Genomic DNA, 15,928 nt, shown 5'->3' on the forward strand with positions numbered 1-15,928 from the left:
GTATTGATTATCATACCCTGATTTTTAAATGCAAACTGACATTTGGTCGTGCATATGTTTTTATTTGATAAATAAATCATTTAAACGGAAAAAGTATGGGTTTCCCCATACTTTTAGTAGCAAGTGAGCCACTTATATTAGTGTTAGGCTATTCCACTTTTCCAACTCCGTGACTGCCGCGCTAAAATCCATTTGTGTAGCCTGTTCTCGGTCTGTTTTTAGAAACAGTTCCTGCGTTGTATGAAAAATAGGAGTTTTCATCTGTCCTTCCTCCACCAAATCCAACGCAATGCCAATATCTTTTTGCAACAGATTTAAAGCAAAAGTTTTTTGAAAAGTTCGGCTCAAAACTTTTTGCGCCATCACTGTTTCAGACATGGTACTTTTACCGCTAGAGTGATTGATACAACTCAACGCGCCAGCTAAGTCAACGCCTTGATACTTCAATATAGACAAACCCTCAGACAGAGCCCATAAGTGTGTTGCCATGAGTGTATTGTTCACCGCCTTAACTGCAAAGCCTGCACCACTTTCCCCGACGTATTCAATCAGCCCCGCAAATGCCTGAATGAGCGGTTTTGCCCTTTCAAATCCAGCGATGGTGCCACCTACCATAACTGTCAAAGTACCGCGTTCAGCACCAATGGTTTGACCCGAAACAGGTGCATCTAAGTAAGTTACACCACGTGCTGCCAAATCAGTGGAAATTTGCTGCGCAGACATAGGCACGCCACTAGTACAGTCCACCCATAAACTTCCAGACTTAGGTGGATGTAATGCAATTAAAGCTTCAACATCTGCGCTGGTCGGTAAGCATGAAAATATAATATCGGCTTGCACCGCTTGTTGGATTTGAACGGGCTCAGTGCCAAAGGTTTGTGCATGTAAAACCGCTTTTTCCACTGTGCGATTCCACACCCAAACATTATGACCCAGTTTTGGTAAATGGGAGGCCATATACCAACCCATTGCCCCAAGTCCTATAAATGCAATATTCAGACTCAAAACGTACTCCTAACCGTGTGCAATAGTGCTATTGATTTGATCATCCGACTTTTCTACAGCCTGCTCATTTTCACTGCCTCGGTTTAAGAAAAGATTAAGAAGAATAGCTGCTAGTGTTGCGGTGCCAATACCACCTAGGTCAAAACTACCAATTTGTAAGCTGTAATTACCAGTTCCCATAATCAGACACACCGCACCAATCATTAAAGTACTATTCTTGGTAAAATCAATTTTGTTATCGACCCAAATTTTTGCGCCCGCAACAGTAATCAAACCGAAAACAACAATAGATGCACCACCCAAGAGTGCAACAGGAATTGTACTAATCACTGCACCAAACTTTGGCGAAAGCCCCAATAAAATGGCAAACACACCAGCAAAAACAAAGATTGTGGTTGAATAAACTTTAGTGACCGCCATCACTCCAATGTTTTCAGCATAAGTCGTCATACCTGTGCCACCAACTGACGCTGAAAGCGTAGTGCACACACCATCTGCAAAGAACCCACGTCCCATATAAGGAGATAAATTTTTCCCTGTCATCGCTGAAACAGCTTTGAAATGTCCTAAGTTTTCCGCCACCAAAATAATCGCAACAGGTGCAATCAACATCATGGCATTCACATCAAAGGTTGGGCTATGGAAAGTTGGTAAACCAAACCATGCTGCTTGGCCAACTTTGGCAAAGTCAATTGCAGTACCAAAACCCATGACATTGGTCAGTAAGAAGTAAATAAAATAGGATGCAACCAAGCCTAAAAGAAGCAATAAGCGGCGCACCATCCCTTTGGTAAATACCGCAATCACACTAATACAAATAATTGTGATTAAGGCCATCCAAGAGTCAAATTGATTGGCTGATACACTTTTAATTGCAACAGGTGCGAGGTGTAAACCAATGATCATTACGATGGCGCCTGTCACAATAGGTGGCATCAACTTTTCAATCCATGCTGTGCCTGTACGCATCACAATTAAGCCAATTAACGCGTACAATACGCCACAAGCAATGGTTCCACCCAGTGCTAAAGAAAGATTTGGATTTGATCCGACACCCGTGTAGCCTGTAACTGCGACTACTGCTCCAATGAAGGCAAAGCTGGACCCCAAATAACTTGGCATACGTCCACCAGTCATGAGGAAGAAGAGTATCGTACCTATGCCTGTAATGAAGATCGTTAGATTCGGATCAAAGCCCATTAGCAATGGTGCAAGTACAGTTGCACCGAACATAGCAAAAGCATGTTGTAATCCTAAGATAATGCTTTTGCCTACGGGTAAGTATTCATCTGTTTGCACAGGCGTTGTATCTAAATCACCTTGATAAGGCTTAAATTTTGGAAACCATGATTCTTTTGTTTGCATGGGTTTCCCCTCCATGTAAAAGTAGGAATTTTTGAATTAGCACATTGGTAATGGCTCGCAATAACCACGGTTAAAATACATCAGCGCATTTAGCCCATAACTTTGCTTCATAGCTTTGACTTGGCAAAAAAGCACGTCATGGCTACCCACAGACATGGTCTGTACCACTTCACAATCAAAACTCACCAAGGCGTCCTCCAATACAGGTGCATTGGTCAAAAGTGTGGACCATGTGCCCTGAGCAAAACGTTCAGGCATTGGGGTTTTACCCCCAAACAGATTAGATAAATGTTGTTGCTGGCTTGATAGCGTATTCACGCACAGTACTTGATTTGTTTTAAATGTATCAAACACAGAAGATGAACGATTTAAACACACCAATAACGTTGGCGGTGTATCGGTCACACTACATACTGCCGATGCCGTAAAGCCTGCCTGACCCGCCCCCCCATCTGTTGTAATCACATTGACCGCAGCTCCCAGATTCGCCATACCTTGACGAAACGTGTGTTGATCCAACATTGCCTCTGGTGCTTTGTTATTCAGCATGGTTTCAATTTGGTCTTTATTCATCAGTTTTGCATTCATCGTATTCTCCATGCCCTAAAAAATCGTATATCAGGACATCAAAATTTGATTATTCCACTTAAGCCACATGTGCAACCGAAGCGATTTCAACCAAAGCCTCCGGCTTGACCAGTCCAGTCTGTACGCAATAGCGTGCAGGTTTATCGCCTGGAAAATACTCGGCATATACAGCATTAATCGCGCCATAATCGGCCCAATCTTTCACAAAGACATGATTAAAAGTGACGTCATCCATTGTGCCACCTGCGGTTGCAAGGACTCGTTTAATGGTTTCTAAAATATGTCGAGTCTGTGCTGCTGCATCACCAACGTGAACAACGTTGTTATGTTCATCAAAGGCCAAGGTGCCTGATACATAGACGATATTGTCAGCCTTAGTTGCAGGTACAAATGGTGCAAGTGGTTTCGCTGTGCCTTCAGGCACAATAATTTCTTTAGGCATGAGGTTTTCTCTATCTTTCGTATGACTGACTTATGCTGTTCTTGCCAGAGGCTTATTGCCTGAGGTCTGAAAGGTGTTTACAAAACTTTGTGTATCAGACACCCAACCAAAAAAAGTTTTGATGTTATAGAGACTTGCTTCTTGTGCTTCGATAGGCCCAGCTTGATAGCACGCATCCTTAAGAGCGACCCCAAAATACTCCAAGAAAAAACCATCCCTTAAAGTCGACTCGACACAGACATTGGTCGCAATACCAACAAAAACTAAATTTCGGATTCCTCTCACCCGCAACATACTGTCCAGTGCAGTATTAAAGAATCCACTATAACGAGGCTTTTCAATCACCAAGTCTTGTGGTTCAGGCTTGAGTGCATCAATCAACTCAAAATCCCAACCACCTTTTGCCAGTAGCTTTCCCTGTAGCTCTGGATTTTTGCGCATGGTTTTTAAAGCATTCGACTTATGGAAATTTGGCGAATCACTGCCTCCTGCTTCACGGTACTGGTCATCCCAACCATTTTTAAAGTAAATCACCTGAATGCCAGCTGCATGTGCCGCAGTAATGGTTTTTTGAATGTTTTCAACCACAGGTTTTGTTTTAGATACATCAAACCCAGCCAAGTCCAAATAACCACCTACTGAGGTATAGGCATTTTGCATATCAATCACAATCAATGCCGTGTGTTCAGGTGCTAAGACAATCTGTTCAGGTTCTGCTTTTAATGTTTTTGTGTTCAGACTTTGTTTAGTAAATTCTGCACAGACTATAGATTCATTCATGCACTTTTCTCCAAAATAACGCGTGGCGCATCCGCTTCAACCACGATATGTTCACGGCATTTCATCAAAGGTTGTATACGCTGACCAAAGTCTTCAACCCCTTGAACAAAATCATCAAAGGTAAGCAAAATACCTTCAGTCCCCTGAATTTCACCAATTTCATCTAACATGTGTGCAACATGTTCAAAAGAACCGACTAAGGTTCCCATATTGATATTCACAGGCGAAACCGAAGAGGCCATTTGGCGAATATTGGTATCTGTTCCAGATTTGGTATCTTTACCCCCTTGGTTCATCAGCCAATTGATGGCCTCCATATCTGCACCAGCGTTATATGTTTGCCATTTCGCATGGGCCTCTTCATCTGTTTCTGCAGCAATCACCATAAACAGCACATAGGTTTGCACATCACGCCCTGTTTTATCGGTTTGCTGCTTTAAACGCTCATTGATTTCTGCATAGGCTGTCGGTGTATTCAGCCCTTTACCGAAAACAAAGTTGTAATCGGCATATTTGGCAGAAAACTCAAGCCCTGTATCCGACTGGCCCGCACAAATAATCTTCATATCCGATTGTGGGCGTGGGCTCACACGGCAATCCTGCATAGTAAAATGCTCTCCTTTAAAATCTGAACGACCTGTCACCCAGAGTTCACGCAAAATTTCTACATATTCAGAAAGATATTCATAGCGCTGTGCAAAATATTCATCTCCTGGCCACATCCCCATTTGCGTATATTCGGGTGCTTGCCAGCCTGTCACCACATTTAATCCAAAACGGCCATTTGAAATGGAATCAATGGTTGATGCCATACGTGCCACAATTGCAGGCGGCATCACCAACGTTGCTGCTGTTGCATAGATTTGGATTTTACTGGTCACCGCAGCGAGCCCAGCCATCAAGGTAAATGTTTCTAGGTTATGATCCCAAAACTCTGTTTTCCCGCCAAAGCCACGTAGTTTGATCATCGACAAAGCAAAGTCAAAGCCATAATGTTCAGCACGTTGAACAATTTTTTTATTTAGTTCAAATGAAGGCATGTACTGTGGCGCGGTTTCCGAAAGCAGCCAGCCATTATTTCCAATCGGGCAAAATACACCTATTTTCATCTCGTTTATCCTCTACACTTATTTAATTCTTTGCAGAACATCAAAAGCTAGATACAACAACACTTTTGACCTTTTGTTTGATAAAAATATATTTGCATAAGCCATGCCAACTATTTTTTATTATTATTTTTCAATTAATTAATTAATTTTACTAATTTTTATTTTTTACCAAAAAGTAAAATTATTTTTTACTTCATGCACTATCCCTGTGAAGAGTGATCAATTGTTGTGCGAAAAATGATCCAAACTAGATTTTTTATATTTTTTAGCCCAATTAAAAAAGTGTATAGATTTTAGAACCTATACACCTTCACTTTGTAAAGACCAATTAAACCATCAATAATCTAAACAAAACATTCCTGCACGGTTAAAAAGCCCAACATTTCCTTATTCATCAGTACTGTTTCGGTTACAGTCGCTGCATGAGCACCACGCGCTAAAAGCGTCAGTCGAGCATGAGGGAATAGCTGTTTTAAGCCCAGTGAACGTTGGTAAGGCACGAGAAAATCATCTTGGTTTGCAATTAAATGCATCGGTATGTTCTGTAAAGTCGCTCGTATCTCTTCGCTCAGTTGAAAGCCCATTAAAGCACTTAGCCGTCGCAATACATTTTCATGCGGTGGAAAATTTTGAATTTGTAACTGTTCTTGTTTTTGAATACTTTCTATATTTGCTGAAATCCAAGCTGGTGGATATAAAAACAATGCTTGCGCTTTGACATAAGCTTCTGTTCCAGCACATTTTAAAAGATTGATTCGTGTTTCAAAGCATTTATAAGTATGTGCATCTAGCGTATCCCAGCCATTTAAAATCGTGATTGACAACATACGATACGCTGTCAGTTGACATAAACATGCTAATTCGGCACCAATAAAGCCGCCCAATGCATGACCAATAAAATGAAATCGTTGAATATGCTGTTGCTTTAAAATCAGCAAAAGCTGCTGTCCCAAATCATGTATGCAATAATCTAGTTTTAATAATGTACTGTTTTCATGACAACCTTCTTGATCATAGGTTAAGACATGAAATTTGGTTTGTAAGGCTTGAATTTGTGGCTGCCAAAACTCCGCATGCCCACCTAAACCTGATGATAAAACCACATAATCAGCATCGGTGATATGAGATGGAAAAATGTTTACATTCATCTTAAAGTTTACTTTTTGGTCAAAAATATTATGAAGCAATAATTATGCCTTTTAATAAATGGTTGTATTTTTTTAATTTATAATGATATTTTAAAGGTAACTATAAATATAACAATATGACTGTCTATATGATAAAATATTCAAAGCTTATTATAAATAATCATAAAGAATGAAAATTTTATTTTAAATAATCTTCTTAAATTATATAAATATCGAGAACTTAAGTGATGTTTTGAATAACTAATTTTGATGTGAATATTCAGTATATATAACTTTAACTAATATTTTATTTCACTAAAAGCCATGCATATTGGACTTGAAAACACAGCATTATGAACAGCTTGGTTTTATACTAAGCGCACAGTTGTTTTTGTTTTATGAGTAGGTTTTAAATGAACACAGGACTTGAAATAACGTCTATGCGCGACTCTGCTGAAGTTGTTGTGAGTATTTTAAAATCTTTAGCCAATACTGATCGTTTATTAATTTTGTGTCATTTGTCGCAACAAGAACTTAATGTTTCTCAAATTGAAGAAATTACCGATATCAAACAGCCGACTCTTTCCCAACAATTAATGATGCTACGTAAAAGTGATGTGGTAAATACGCGCCGTGATGGTAAACAAATTTACTACTCCATAAAAGATGAACGCATGATTGAAGTTTTAAATACTTTGTACAACTTGTACTGCCCAAAACCACGCCTCTAAACCAAATCACAGCTATATTTCTGTACTATAAAAATGAATGCTAAGACTTCTTAGCATTTTTTATGCATAATATATCTAAATTTGTGATTTAGATTTTTTTTATGTCTGATTGGAATCGTCGTCTAAGCCTTTATCTCCCCGCATGGCAGTGGCTCAAGCACTATGACACGCCGACGTTTAAGTCAGATTTACTTGCATCGTTTATTGTCATTGCCATGTTGGTTCCTCAAGGCATGGCCTATGCCATGTTGGCAGGCTTACCACCAATCACAGGGTTATATGCCAGCATTATCCCAATGATTATTTATGCCATCATTGGTGGTAGCCCCACACTTTCCATTGGCCCTGTTGCTATCATTTCGATGATGACCTTTGCAACTTTGAACTCGATGTTTGAAGTTGGTTCACCTGTTTATATACAAGCGGCATGTTTATTGGCTCTGATGGTCGGTGTCATTTCCCTGCTGTTGGGTTTATTTCGCTTTGGTTTCCTCATCCAATTGATTAGCCACCCCGTCATCCAAAGTTTCATTATTGCGTCTGCTTTGCTGATTGCTTTGGGTCAGTTGAAGTTTATTGTCGATCTACCTTTAAAAGCCAACAATATCCCCGAGTTTGTGGTAAGTGTTTGGCAATACATCAGTTTAACTCACATAGGTACGCTGCTGTTTGGACTGTGTGCAATCGCATTTCTAATTTATGTACCAAAGTTGCTGAATACTAATGCCTTAAAAGGTTGGTTCGGATCGACCGTATTACTTTCGCGTACCATTCCTTTATTTTTAGTAGTTACTTCGATTGCCTTGGTCTATTTTTTCCAACTGCAAACGCTTGGAATAAAAACGGTTGGAATCATTCCATCTGGTATGCCTCCACTCGACATGCCGTATTGGAACTGGTCTTTAGTTCTTCAACTTTTGCCAGGTGCAACCATGATCGCGATGATCAGTTTTGTTGAATCACTTTCCATTGCTCAAGCTACGGCGTTACAAAACCGAAGCCAACTTAATAGCAACCAAGAACTTATCGCTTTAGGTTTAGCCAATATCAGTGCAGGTTTCAGTTCAGCCTTTCCTGTAACAGGCAGCCTTTCTCGTACTGTCGTAAATGCAGATGCAGGCGCTCAGACCCCTATGGCTGGTGTGCTCTCTTCGCTGTTGATTATTGTAGTGAGCTTATACTTTACCGGTTTCTTTCAGGATCTTCCTTTAGCTATTTTGGCTGCAACGATTATCGTCTCGATATGGAAACTTGTGGACTTTAAACCCTTCATCGAAGCATGGAAGTATTCCAAAGCAGATGGTATCGCGATGTGGATTACCTTTTTTGGTGTTATCTGTATTGATATTTCAACGGGTTTGATTATTGGCATGATCTCAACCTTTCTTTTATTACTTTGGCGGATTAGCCGACCACATATCGCTGTAATTGGCTTAGTCGAGGGGACACAACATTTTCGCAATGTTGAACGCCATCAAGTTCAAACAACGCCACAAGTACTGTCGATGCGTATAGATGAAAGCCTAACTTTCTTAAATGCCAATATATTGAAAGGTGAGCTGATCAATGCTGTGAGTCAACAACCTGAGTTAGCCCATGTCGTCATTAATTGCTCCAGTGTGAGTAGTATCGACTTGAGTGCATTAGAAATGCTGGAAGATATCAATCTAGAACTGGCCAAGCAAAACATTCAGCTACATTTGTCCGAAATAAAAGGCCCTGTGATGGATCGACTACAAAACTCAAAGTTATTGAAACATTTGAGTGGGAATGTCTTTTTAACTCACTATCAAGCCATTCAAACCCTTTCCCCTCAGCTGCTTAAAACCTCATAAGATACAGAATGCCTGCTTGCAATTTTTCAATATAGTGAGAAATATCAAGCAGGCATTTATGATAAAAATCCATTAAAAATGTCATTTTTATGAATTAAAATGAATAATAAAAACTGGAATTACAATAACTTAATTTTTATATTTAAATATTTTTCAGTCAGTTAGCAATTTAGGTATAAAATGGCGCACTTAAAATCCGTATTTTGTCCTCGTAATTTCAACAAGGCGCCTCTATGTTTTCTGTTTTAGCGCGAATGAGTCTAGTTACTCGAATTATTATTGCCATTATTTTGGGTATTGGTGTAGCCCTTGTTTTCCCAGGTGTTGCACCTTATTTGAGCCTGCTAGGCGACTTATTTATTAAAGCGTTAAAATCTGTCGCGCCTGTACTTGTATTTGTCTTAGTTCTTGCTTCTATTGCAAATTTTAAAGTTGGTCATAGTGCGAATCTGCGTCCTATCATCATCATGTATGCCGTGGGTATGTTACTGGCTGCTTTTTCAGCAGTTGCTGTCAGCATCGCTTTCCCAAGTACTTTATTCTTAAACTTACCTGCAAATACTGACTTACAACCACCAAGTAGCTTGATTGAAATCTTTAAGAACCTACTTCTGAGCTTTATTGCTAACCCTGTAACTGCTATTAGTGAAGCAAACTTCATTGGTATTTTAGCGTGGGCTGTGGCCTTGGGTACTGCATTCCGTCATGCCAAAGACTCAACCAAAGACTTACTCAATGATACTGCACACGCAGTAAATAGCGTGATTCGTTTGGTGATTAACTTTGCGCCTATCGGTATTTTCGGTCTAGTGGCAGTAACCTTTGCAGAAACAGGTTTAAGCACATTAGCAAGCTATGCACACTTATTGGCCGTCTTACTTGGCACAATGGCGTTCGTTGCCTTAGTCATCAACCCGCTTATGGTTGCTGTGGTAACACGTAGCAATCCATATCCTTTGGTATTTCAATGTTTACGTGAAAGTGGTATCACTGCTTTCTTCACGCGTAGTTCTGCTGCGAACATTCCTGTGAACTTAGATCTTGCAAAACGTTTGGGTGTTGCTGAATCTACAGCGAGTGTAGCCATTCCACTCGGTGCGACCATTAACATGGCCGGCGCCTCAGTGACTATTACTGTGCTTACACTGGCAGCAGTCAATACACTAGGTCTTAATGTCGACTTTACCACCATGATGATTTTATCTGTGCTTGCAACAGTTTCAGCTTGTGGTGCTTCTGGTGTTGCTGGTGGTTCTTTACTGTTGATCCCTGTTGCGTGTGGACTGTTTGGTATTTCATCTGATATTTCAATGCAAGTGGTTGCAATTGGTATGGTGATTAGCGTACTACAAGACTCTACTGAAACAGCATTGAACTCATCAACTGACGTATTATTTACAGCAGCAGTTGACCGCGCTTCAAAATAATATATTGTAGAATCAGTATATTATTTCTTTTTTGAAGTTATGCCATTTCAACACTTACCACTTTGGATTCAACTGGGGGCATTCTTTCTTGCAGTGAATGCAGGAATGATTAATGTCTTAGGGCTGGTGACTGTTTTGCACCAGTCTGTTTCCCATATGACTGGTAATGTAAGTGTTTTAGCGATGTCGCTTGTACATTGGCAATCCGAAAGCATTTTATATTTGCTATTAGTAACGCTCTGCTATGTCATCGGTTCATTTTATAGCGGTGTAATTCTGGGAAATAGTCACTTTCGATTGGGACGCCGCTATGGCGTACCACTCAGTTTAGTGGCTTTTTTTATTTTCCTATGTTGGTTCTTTCTGCCTTATTTTCCGCGCTATGCTTTACTGTGGGCTTGCGTCGCAATGGGTGTGCAAAATGCCATGGTTAGCCATTATAAAGGCACCATCATTCGCACTACACATTTATCAGGTGTCCTTACCGACCTCGGCTTAGCGTTTGGTTATCGTATGCGCGGACTCATGGTTGAACGTCGGCGCGTAGTTTTACATCTTTTGATTTTAAGTGGCTTTTTGATCGGCGGACTCTGTGCAAGTTGGATGTATCCCTATTTAAAACTCAATTCTTTTTTAGTTCCAACAGCATTAAGCTTGATCCTTAGTGTTGTATATTGGATCATTTACTTTCGTTATCGTCGTTTTTAAACGCAGTTGTGGAATTCGCTATGGTAAAAAATGCATTACAGGCTCAGTTACTCAAAGCCGGTTTAGTTGACAACAAAAAGGCCAAAAAACTTTCTAAACAAGCAGTGCATGAGCAAAGAACAGGTCAAAGCAGTGAAGCTGAGATCAAGGCAAAAATCGCACAAGACAAACAGCAAAAACAGGCCAAAGATCAAGCTATTGAACTTGAGAAGAAAGCAATATTGCAAGAAAAAGAGCTCAAAGCGACGATCATTCAAATGATCACGCAGCATAAAATCCGGGATACCAATGGTGATGTGACCTATCAATTTATTGACGATGGCAAAATCAAAAAACAATATATCAATCAACAAATTTATAATGCCTTGGTGGCTGGGAGCCTCGTGATTGCACGTGATCATGAAAGCTATGCCTTTTTACCTAAGGCTTTAGCTGATCGTATTAATGCCAAACTTGAAGGCTTTATTATCGTAAATAACTCAGAGACAAATGAAGCAGTCACCGATGAGGAAGATCCGTACGCTGCGTACGTGATCCCTGATGATCTCATGTGGTAATTTAAACCATCAGAAGCTTCCTTATCGGAAGCTTCTTTTTTTTCTAATTCATTATAAAACTAATTTACCATTTCACTGACCTAATACATCCCGATCACCAATAATCTATACATCAAGAAGTCCAAATAACAAGTTGAAAACCAAATTTAAGAGAGTAAATAAACAAGTCGTTGAAAACATGTATAAACTTAGTGACACAATTTGCTTAATTCGTATAGCTGATTACACTATTTACAGTGTTTTAATCAAAAGAAGATCGCATTTTGGATAATTTTCATTTCATACAGAGTTTAAAAGACTGGTCAGATCAGTATCCTTGGATCGAAATGCTGACAGGATTCTGCATACTCATTCTAGTGGCAGTACTGGCGTATATTATTGCCAAGCATGTTGTCGTTCGTGGTATTCGGCATCTCATCACTAAGCTAAAATTTGCCAATCATGACATTATGTCGCAGCATAGCGTGATCCGTCGAATTGCGAACATTGTCCCAGCAATCGTCATTATGAATGGTATCGTCACCGTTCCTCACCTGTCTGTGAAAATGGTCAGCTTTGTCCAAATGGCGGCACAGGCTTTTATTTTCTTAACCATTGCACTCGCGATTGGTGAATTACTAAATATATTCAATTTGGTTTATCAACGTAATCCAAAGTCTAGAAATAAACCCATCAAAGGCTATTTACAGCTAATCAAACTGATTATTTTCATCGTTTGTGGTTTGATGATCTTAGGGACTTTCCTGAAAAAAGATGTCTTCACCTTGCTGGCGGGCTTCGGTGCAATGGCGGCAGTGCTAATGTTGGTCTTCCAAAACACCATTTTGTCTTTGGTGGCTTCTGTTCAGATTTCATCCTACGACATGGTTCGTATTGGAGATTGGATTGAAATGCCATCTCTAAATGCAGACGGTGATGTCATTGATATGTCATTACATACCATCACTGTACAGAACTTTGATAAAACCTTTACCACGATTCCAACCAACAAATTGGTCACAGATACTTTTAAAAACTGGCGAGGTATGTCACAGGCAGGCGTACGTCGTATCAAACGCTCACTTTATATTGACCAAAGTAGCGTTCACTTTATGTCTGAAGCAGAACAAAGCAAACTTAAAGAGTTCTTATTATTAGACCAATATTTGGATCACAAAAGTACAGAGCTAGTTGAGTTCAATCAAAAACTGAGCAATACATCTCCTTGTAATCAGCGTCGTTTAACCAATATCGGGACCTTCCGTGCGTATGTTGAGTTGTACCTCAATCAGCATCCAAACATTTCAAAACACCAGTCTTTAATCGTACGACAGCTACAGCCGACTGAAAAAGGCTTGCCACTAGAAATTTATGCATTTAGCAATCAAATTGCATGGAAAGACTATGAAGCGATTCAGTCGGATATTTTCGATCATTTAATTGCCATTCTTCCCGAATTTGGTCTCAAAATTTACCAAGCGCCATCGGGATATGACATGCAAATCGCAATGTCAAACCCGTAATTTTTTCACTTTGGTATGCTAAAACTACTCCAGTTTTGGCATACCCAAAGTCTTAAAATGCAGAATAAGCGTTTCAACATATGTTCTAAATCACCCACTCTAGAATAAAAATTCTGAAAATACATAACATTAGTTTTTCAACAACTGTGTTATTTACATTGTGTATTATGTAAGTTATTTATGTTATTATTTACATGAAATATACCGCAATATCACAATATCAACCTTTTCTCTTCATTAAATTAGCCACTCCTTTTCACTTTGTAAGACTTTCTAAAATGAATACTTTAAATAAATCTTTATGTGCTGCCCTTTTAGCTGTAGCAGCGACATCTTCTTTTGCAGCAGAAACTCAAGTTGTAGAAACCACTCAAGCTACTGTTACAACTGAAAACGCAGCACCTGCTTCAGAAGCTACTGCATCTGATGCGGTTGCGGCATCAGAAGCTCAAGCAAACTAATGCTTTAAGCATCTTGGGGGATTCACTTGGTTGGGTTCCCTTTCATCTACCATATTTCTCAGACTTTTTATATCTATTCATCTACACTTCTTGGCATCAATACTGCAACAACCACGTTTAGTCTCCCGCAATTTACACAGACCGCCGAGGTCTTTTCATGCTAAAATTTTCAAACTCTGCTTATTTATAAAACAAGTCATTACCTCATAAATGGCTTATTTTTAGAAGGTTTTATTCATGTTCAAATGGTTTGAAAAACGTGTTGATCCCTATCCAGAAGAAGGTTTAAACCAACCTTTACCGACCACGTTCTTTCCGTTTGTATGGCAGGCAGCTAAAGGTGTGCGTGGCTATTTGCTGATTTTGATTCTATTCACGGCTGGTGCTGCCAGCTTTGAAGCCTTGTTTTATGCCAAAATTGGTGACTTAGTGAACTGGCTCAGTAAAAGCCAGCCAGAAACACTATTAGCGGAACATGGTTCAAATTTAGTCCTGTTATTCTGTATTTTACTGGCCAATATTTTATTTGCCAGTTTACAGTCGATTATTAAGCACCAAATATTATTTAGCACTTTTCCCATGCGTCTGCGCTGGCGCTTTCATAATTTATTACTGAAGCAAAGTCTCGACTTTTTTCACAATGATTTTGCAGGGCGACTCTCCGCAAAAGTCATGCAAACCGCACTGGCAATCCGTGAGTTCTGGGTCATTTTGGGTGACATGTTGGCATATGTGTTGATTTATTTTGTCACAGTCAATTTGGTGCTTGCCGCTATTTCCCCACTCCTAATATTGCCTTTACTAGTCTGGTTGGCATTGTTTATCTGCGCAGCAAATTACTTCATCCCACGTTTGAGCAAAGTTTCAAATGAACAGGCTGATGCCCGAGCTGTGATGACTGGCCGTGTTACCGATGCTTATACCAATATCCAAACAGTAAAGCTTTTTGCCCATGCAGGACGTGAAAGCTTATATGCTAAAGCCTCGATGCAGGAGTTTATGGTCACCGTCTATAAACAAATGCGTTTAGGTGCTAAATATGAAATCAGCATCCTATTTTTAAACATAGTGCTTTATGCAGGTGTACTGGGTACTGCAGTTTGGTTATGGATGAACGGGCGAGTTGAACTCGGTGTTATTGCTGCTGCAACGGCTATGATTTTAAAACTGAGCAGTATTGCCGAATTTATCATGTGGCAAACCTCAGCACTTTTTGAAAGTGTCGGCACCATTCAAGACGGCATGAAAACTCTCGGTCGTTCAATCACGATTCAAGACAAACCTGATGCCAAAGATCTTGAGGTTAAACAAGGTGTGATTGAGTTTAAAGATGTCACTTTTGCATACAACAGTAAAAATGTCATCGATAATTTAAACCTACGTATTCAAGCTGGGGAAAAAATTGGGATCGTGGGTCGTTCTGGTGCAGGGAAATCAACACTGATTCAACTATTACTGCATTTTTATCAATTGAAACAGGGTGAAATTTTAATTGATGGACAGAATATCGAAGATATCACCCAAGACAGTTTACGTCGTAATATTGCATTAGTGACTCAAGACACCTCCTTGCTACACCGTAGTGTCGCAGAAAATATTAAATATGGCCGTCCAAATGCCAGTGATGAAGAAATGTATGCTGCTGTACGTAAGGCCAAAGCAGAAGAGTTTATTCCTCAACTGACTGACTTACGTGGTAAATCAGGTTATGAAGCCTATGTTGGTGAACGTGGGGTGAAACTTTCAGGTGGCCAACGGCAGCGTATCGCCATTGCTCGTGTATTCTTGAAAGATGCACCGATTCTAATTTTAGATGAAGCCACCAGTGCCCTAGACTCGGAAGTTGAAGCCGCAATTCAATCTAGCCTTGATGACTTAATGCAAGATAAAACGGTGATTGCGATTGCTCACCGTCTTTCAACCATTGCCCAAATGGATCGTTTGATTGTACTTGATGAAGGTCATATTGCAGAACAAGGCACACATGAAGAACTGATTCAAAAAAATGGTATCTATGCTCACCTTTGGCAGCGTCAAACAGGTGGATTTTTAACGGAACAGCATCCGATTAAAAAGAAAGAAGCCTAACTTTAGTTTCTATTTTCAGCATGCTTAGATCATTATCCCAATAATTTAAGCGTGCTGATTTTGAAAAGATTTTACGTAATTTTGAGTATCATTTACTGAGCGTTGATTTTTATTGTGAGACTTATATTTTTGCTCAGAAATTTATGATATTTATAATATCGTTCCACTAAATCAAAAATGAAAAGGATACTGAATTGCTAAGG

The 15,928-nt window shown here is 39.7% G+C and carries 15 protein-coding genes; 8 read left to right on the forward strand and 7 right to left on the reverse strand.

From position 1 onward, the window contains the following. Positions 1-132: 132 nt before the first annotated feature. The 7 genes from CDG62_RS11300 to rutD form a co-directional block, all read right to left on the reverse strand. Positions 133-969, reverse strand: a complete 837-nt coding sequence (locus tag CDG62_RS11300; protein ID WP_265936536.1) for an NAD(P)-dependent oxidoreductase — start codon at positions 967-969, stop codon at positions 133-135. 45 nt (positions 970-1,014) lie between these two features. Further along, positions 1,015-2,370: a pyrimidine utilization transport protein G gene (gene rutG / locus CDG62_RS11305; RefSeq protein ID WP_087528097.1), complete on the reverse strand. Its 1,356-nt coding sequence runs from the start codon at positions 2,368-2,370 to the stop codon at positions 1,015-1,017. Positions 2,371-2,406: 36 nt separating this feature from the next. Beyond that, positions 2,407-2,943, reverse strand: a complete 537-nt coding sequence (gene rutF, locus CDG62_RS11310; RefSeq protein ID WP_087528105.1) for an NADH-dependent FMN reductase RutF — start codon at positions 2,941-2,943, stop codon at positions 2,407-2,409. A gap of 73 nt (positions 2,944-3,016) precedes the next feature. Continuing rightward, positions 3,017-3,400, reverse strand: coding sequence for a pyrimidine utilization protein C (rutC, locus tag CDG62_RS11315; protein ID WP_087528096.1), 384 nt, complete (start codon positions 3,398-3,400; stop codon positions 3,017-3,019). Positions 3,401-3,430: 30 nt separating this feature from the next. Further along, entirely contained in the window at positions 3,431-4,180 is a 750-nt protein-coding gene (gene rutB / locus CDG62_RS11320) for a pyrimidine utilization protein B (protein ID WP_087528095.1), read from the reverse strand. Beyond that, positions 4,177-5,289 carry a pyrimidine utilization protein A gene (gene rutA, locus CDG62_RS11325; RefSeq protein WP_087528094.1) on the reverse strand — a complete coding sequence of 371 codons (1,113 nt, stop codon included), beginning with the start codon at positions 5,287-5,289 and terminating at the stop codon, positions 4,177-4,179. The genes rutB and rutA overlap by 4 nt, the downstream gene beginning before the upstream one ends. 344 nt (positions 5,290-5,633) lie before the next feature. Continuing rightward, the gene (rutD, locus tag CDG62_RS11330) at positions 5,634-6,437 is read right to left on the reverse strand and encodes a pyrimidine utilization protein D (protein WP_087528104.1); all 804 of its coding nucleotides are present in this window, start codon (positions 6,435-6,437) and stop codon (positions 5,634-5,636) included. Positions 6,438-6,829: 392 nt separating this feature from the next. Here rutD and CDG62_RS11335 point away from each other — a divergent pair, with 392 nt between their 5' ends. The 8 genes from CDG62_RS11335 to CDG62_RS11370 all read left to right on the forward strand — a co-directional run bounded on the left by CDG62_RS11335 (position 6,830) and on the right by CDG62_RS11370 (position 15,725). Next, positions 6,830-7,147 (forward strand): ArsR/SmtB family transcription factor, encoded by a 318-nt coding sequence (locus CDG62_RS11335; protein WP_087528093.1) that lies wholly within the window; start codon positions 6,830-6,832, stop codon positions 7,145-7,147. A 101-nt stretch (positions 7,148-7,248) separates the two neighbouring features. After that, positions 7,249-8,982, forward strand: a complete 1,734-nt coding sequence (locus CDG62_RS11340; protein WP_087528092.1) for a SulP family inorganic anion transporter — start codon at positions 7,249-7,251, stop codon at positions 8,980-8,982. A gap of 233 nt (positions 8,983-9,215) precedes the next feature. Beyond that, entirely contained in the window at positions 9,216-10,409 is a 1,194-nt protein-coding gene (sstT, locus tag CDG62_RS11345; protein ID WP_087528091.1) for a serine/threonine transporter SstT, read from the forward strand. Positions 10,410-10,448: 39 nt separating this feature from the next. Beyond that, positions 10,449-11,117, forward strand: a complete 669-nt coding sequence (locus CDG62_RS11350; protein ID WP_087528090.1) for a YoaK family protein — start codon at positions 10,449-10,451, stop codon at positions 11,115-11,117. Positions 11,118-11,137: 20 nt separating this feature from the next. Continuing rightward, positions 11,138-11,674 (forward strand): DUF2058 domain-containing protein, encoded by a 537-nt coding sequence (locus CDG62_RS11355; RefSeq protein WP_087528089.1) that lies wholly within the window; start codon positions 11,138-11,140, stop codon positions 11,672-11,674. A gap of 263 nt (positions 11,675-11,937) precedes the next feature. Beyond that, positions 11,938-13,176: a mechanosensitive ion channel family protein gene (locus CDG62_RS11360; protein WP_087528088.1), complete on the forward strand. Its 1,239-nt coding sequence runs from the start codon at positions 11,938-11,940 to the stop codon at positions 13,174-13,176. 194 nt (positions 13,177-13,370) lie between these two features. Continuing rightward, entirely contained in the window at positions 13,371-13,637 is a 267-nt protein-coding gene (locus CDG62_RS19350) for a hypothetical protein (protein ID WP_162904009.1), read from the forward strand. 237 nt (positions 13,638-13,874) lie between these two features. Next, positions 13,875-15,725: an ABC transporter ATP-binding protein gene (locus CDG62_RS11370; RefSeq protein ID WP_087528087.1), complete on the forward strand. Its 1,851-nt coding sequence runs from the start codon at positions 13,875-13,877 to the stop codon at positions 15,723-15,725. Positions 15,726-15,928: the final 203 nt, after the last annotated feature.

Origin of the sequence: Acinetobacter sp. WCHA55, from assembly GCF_002165305.2 — a bacterium.
Taxonomy (GTDB): Bacteria; Pseudomonadota; Gammaproteobacteria; order Pseudomonadales; family Moraxellaceae; genus Acinetobacter.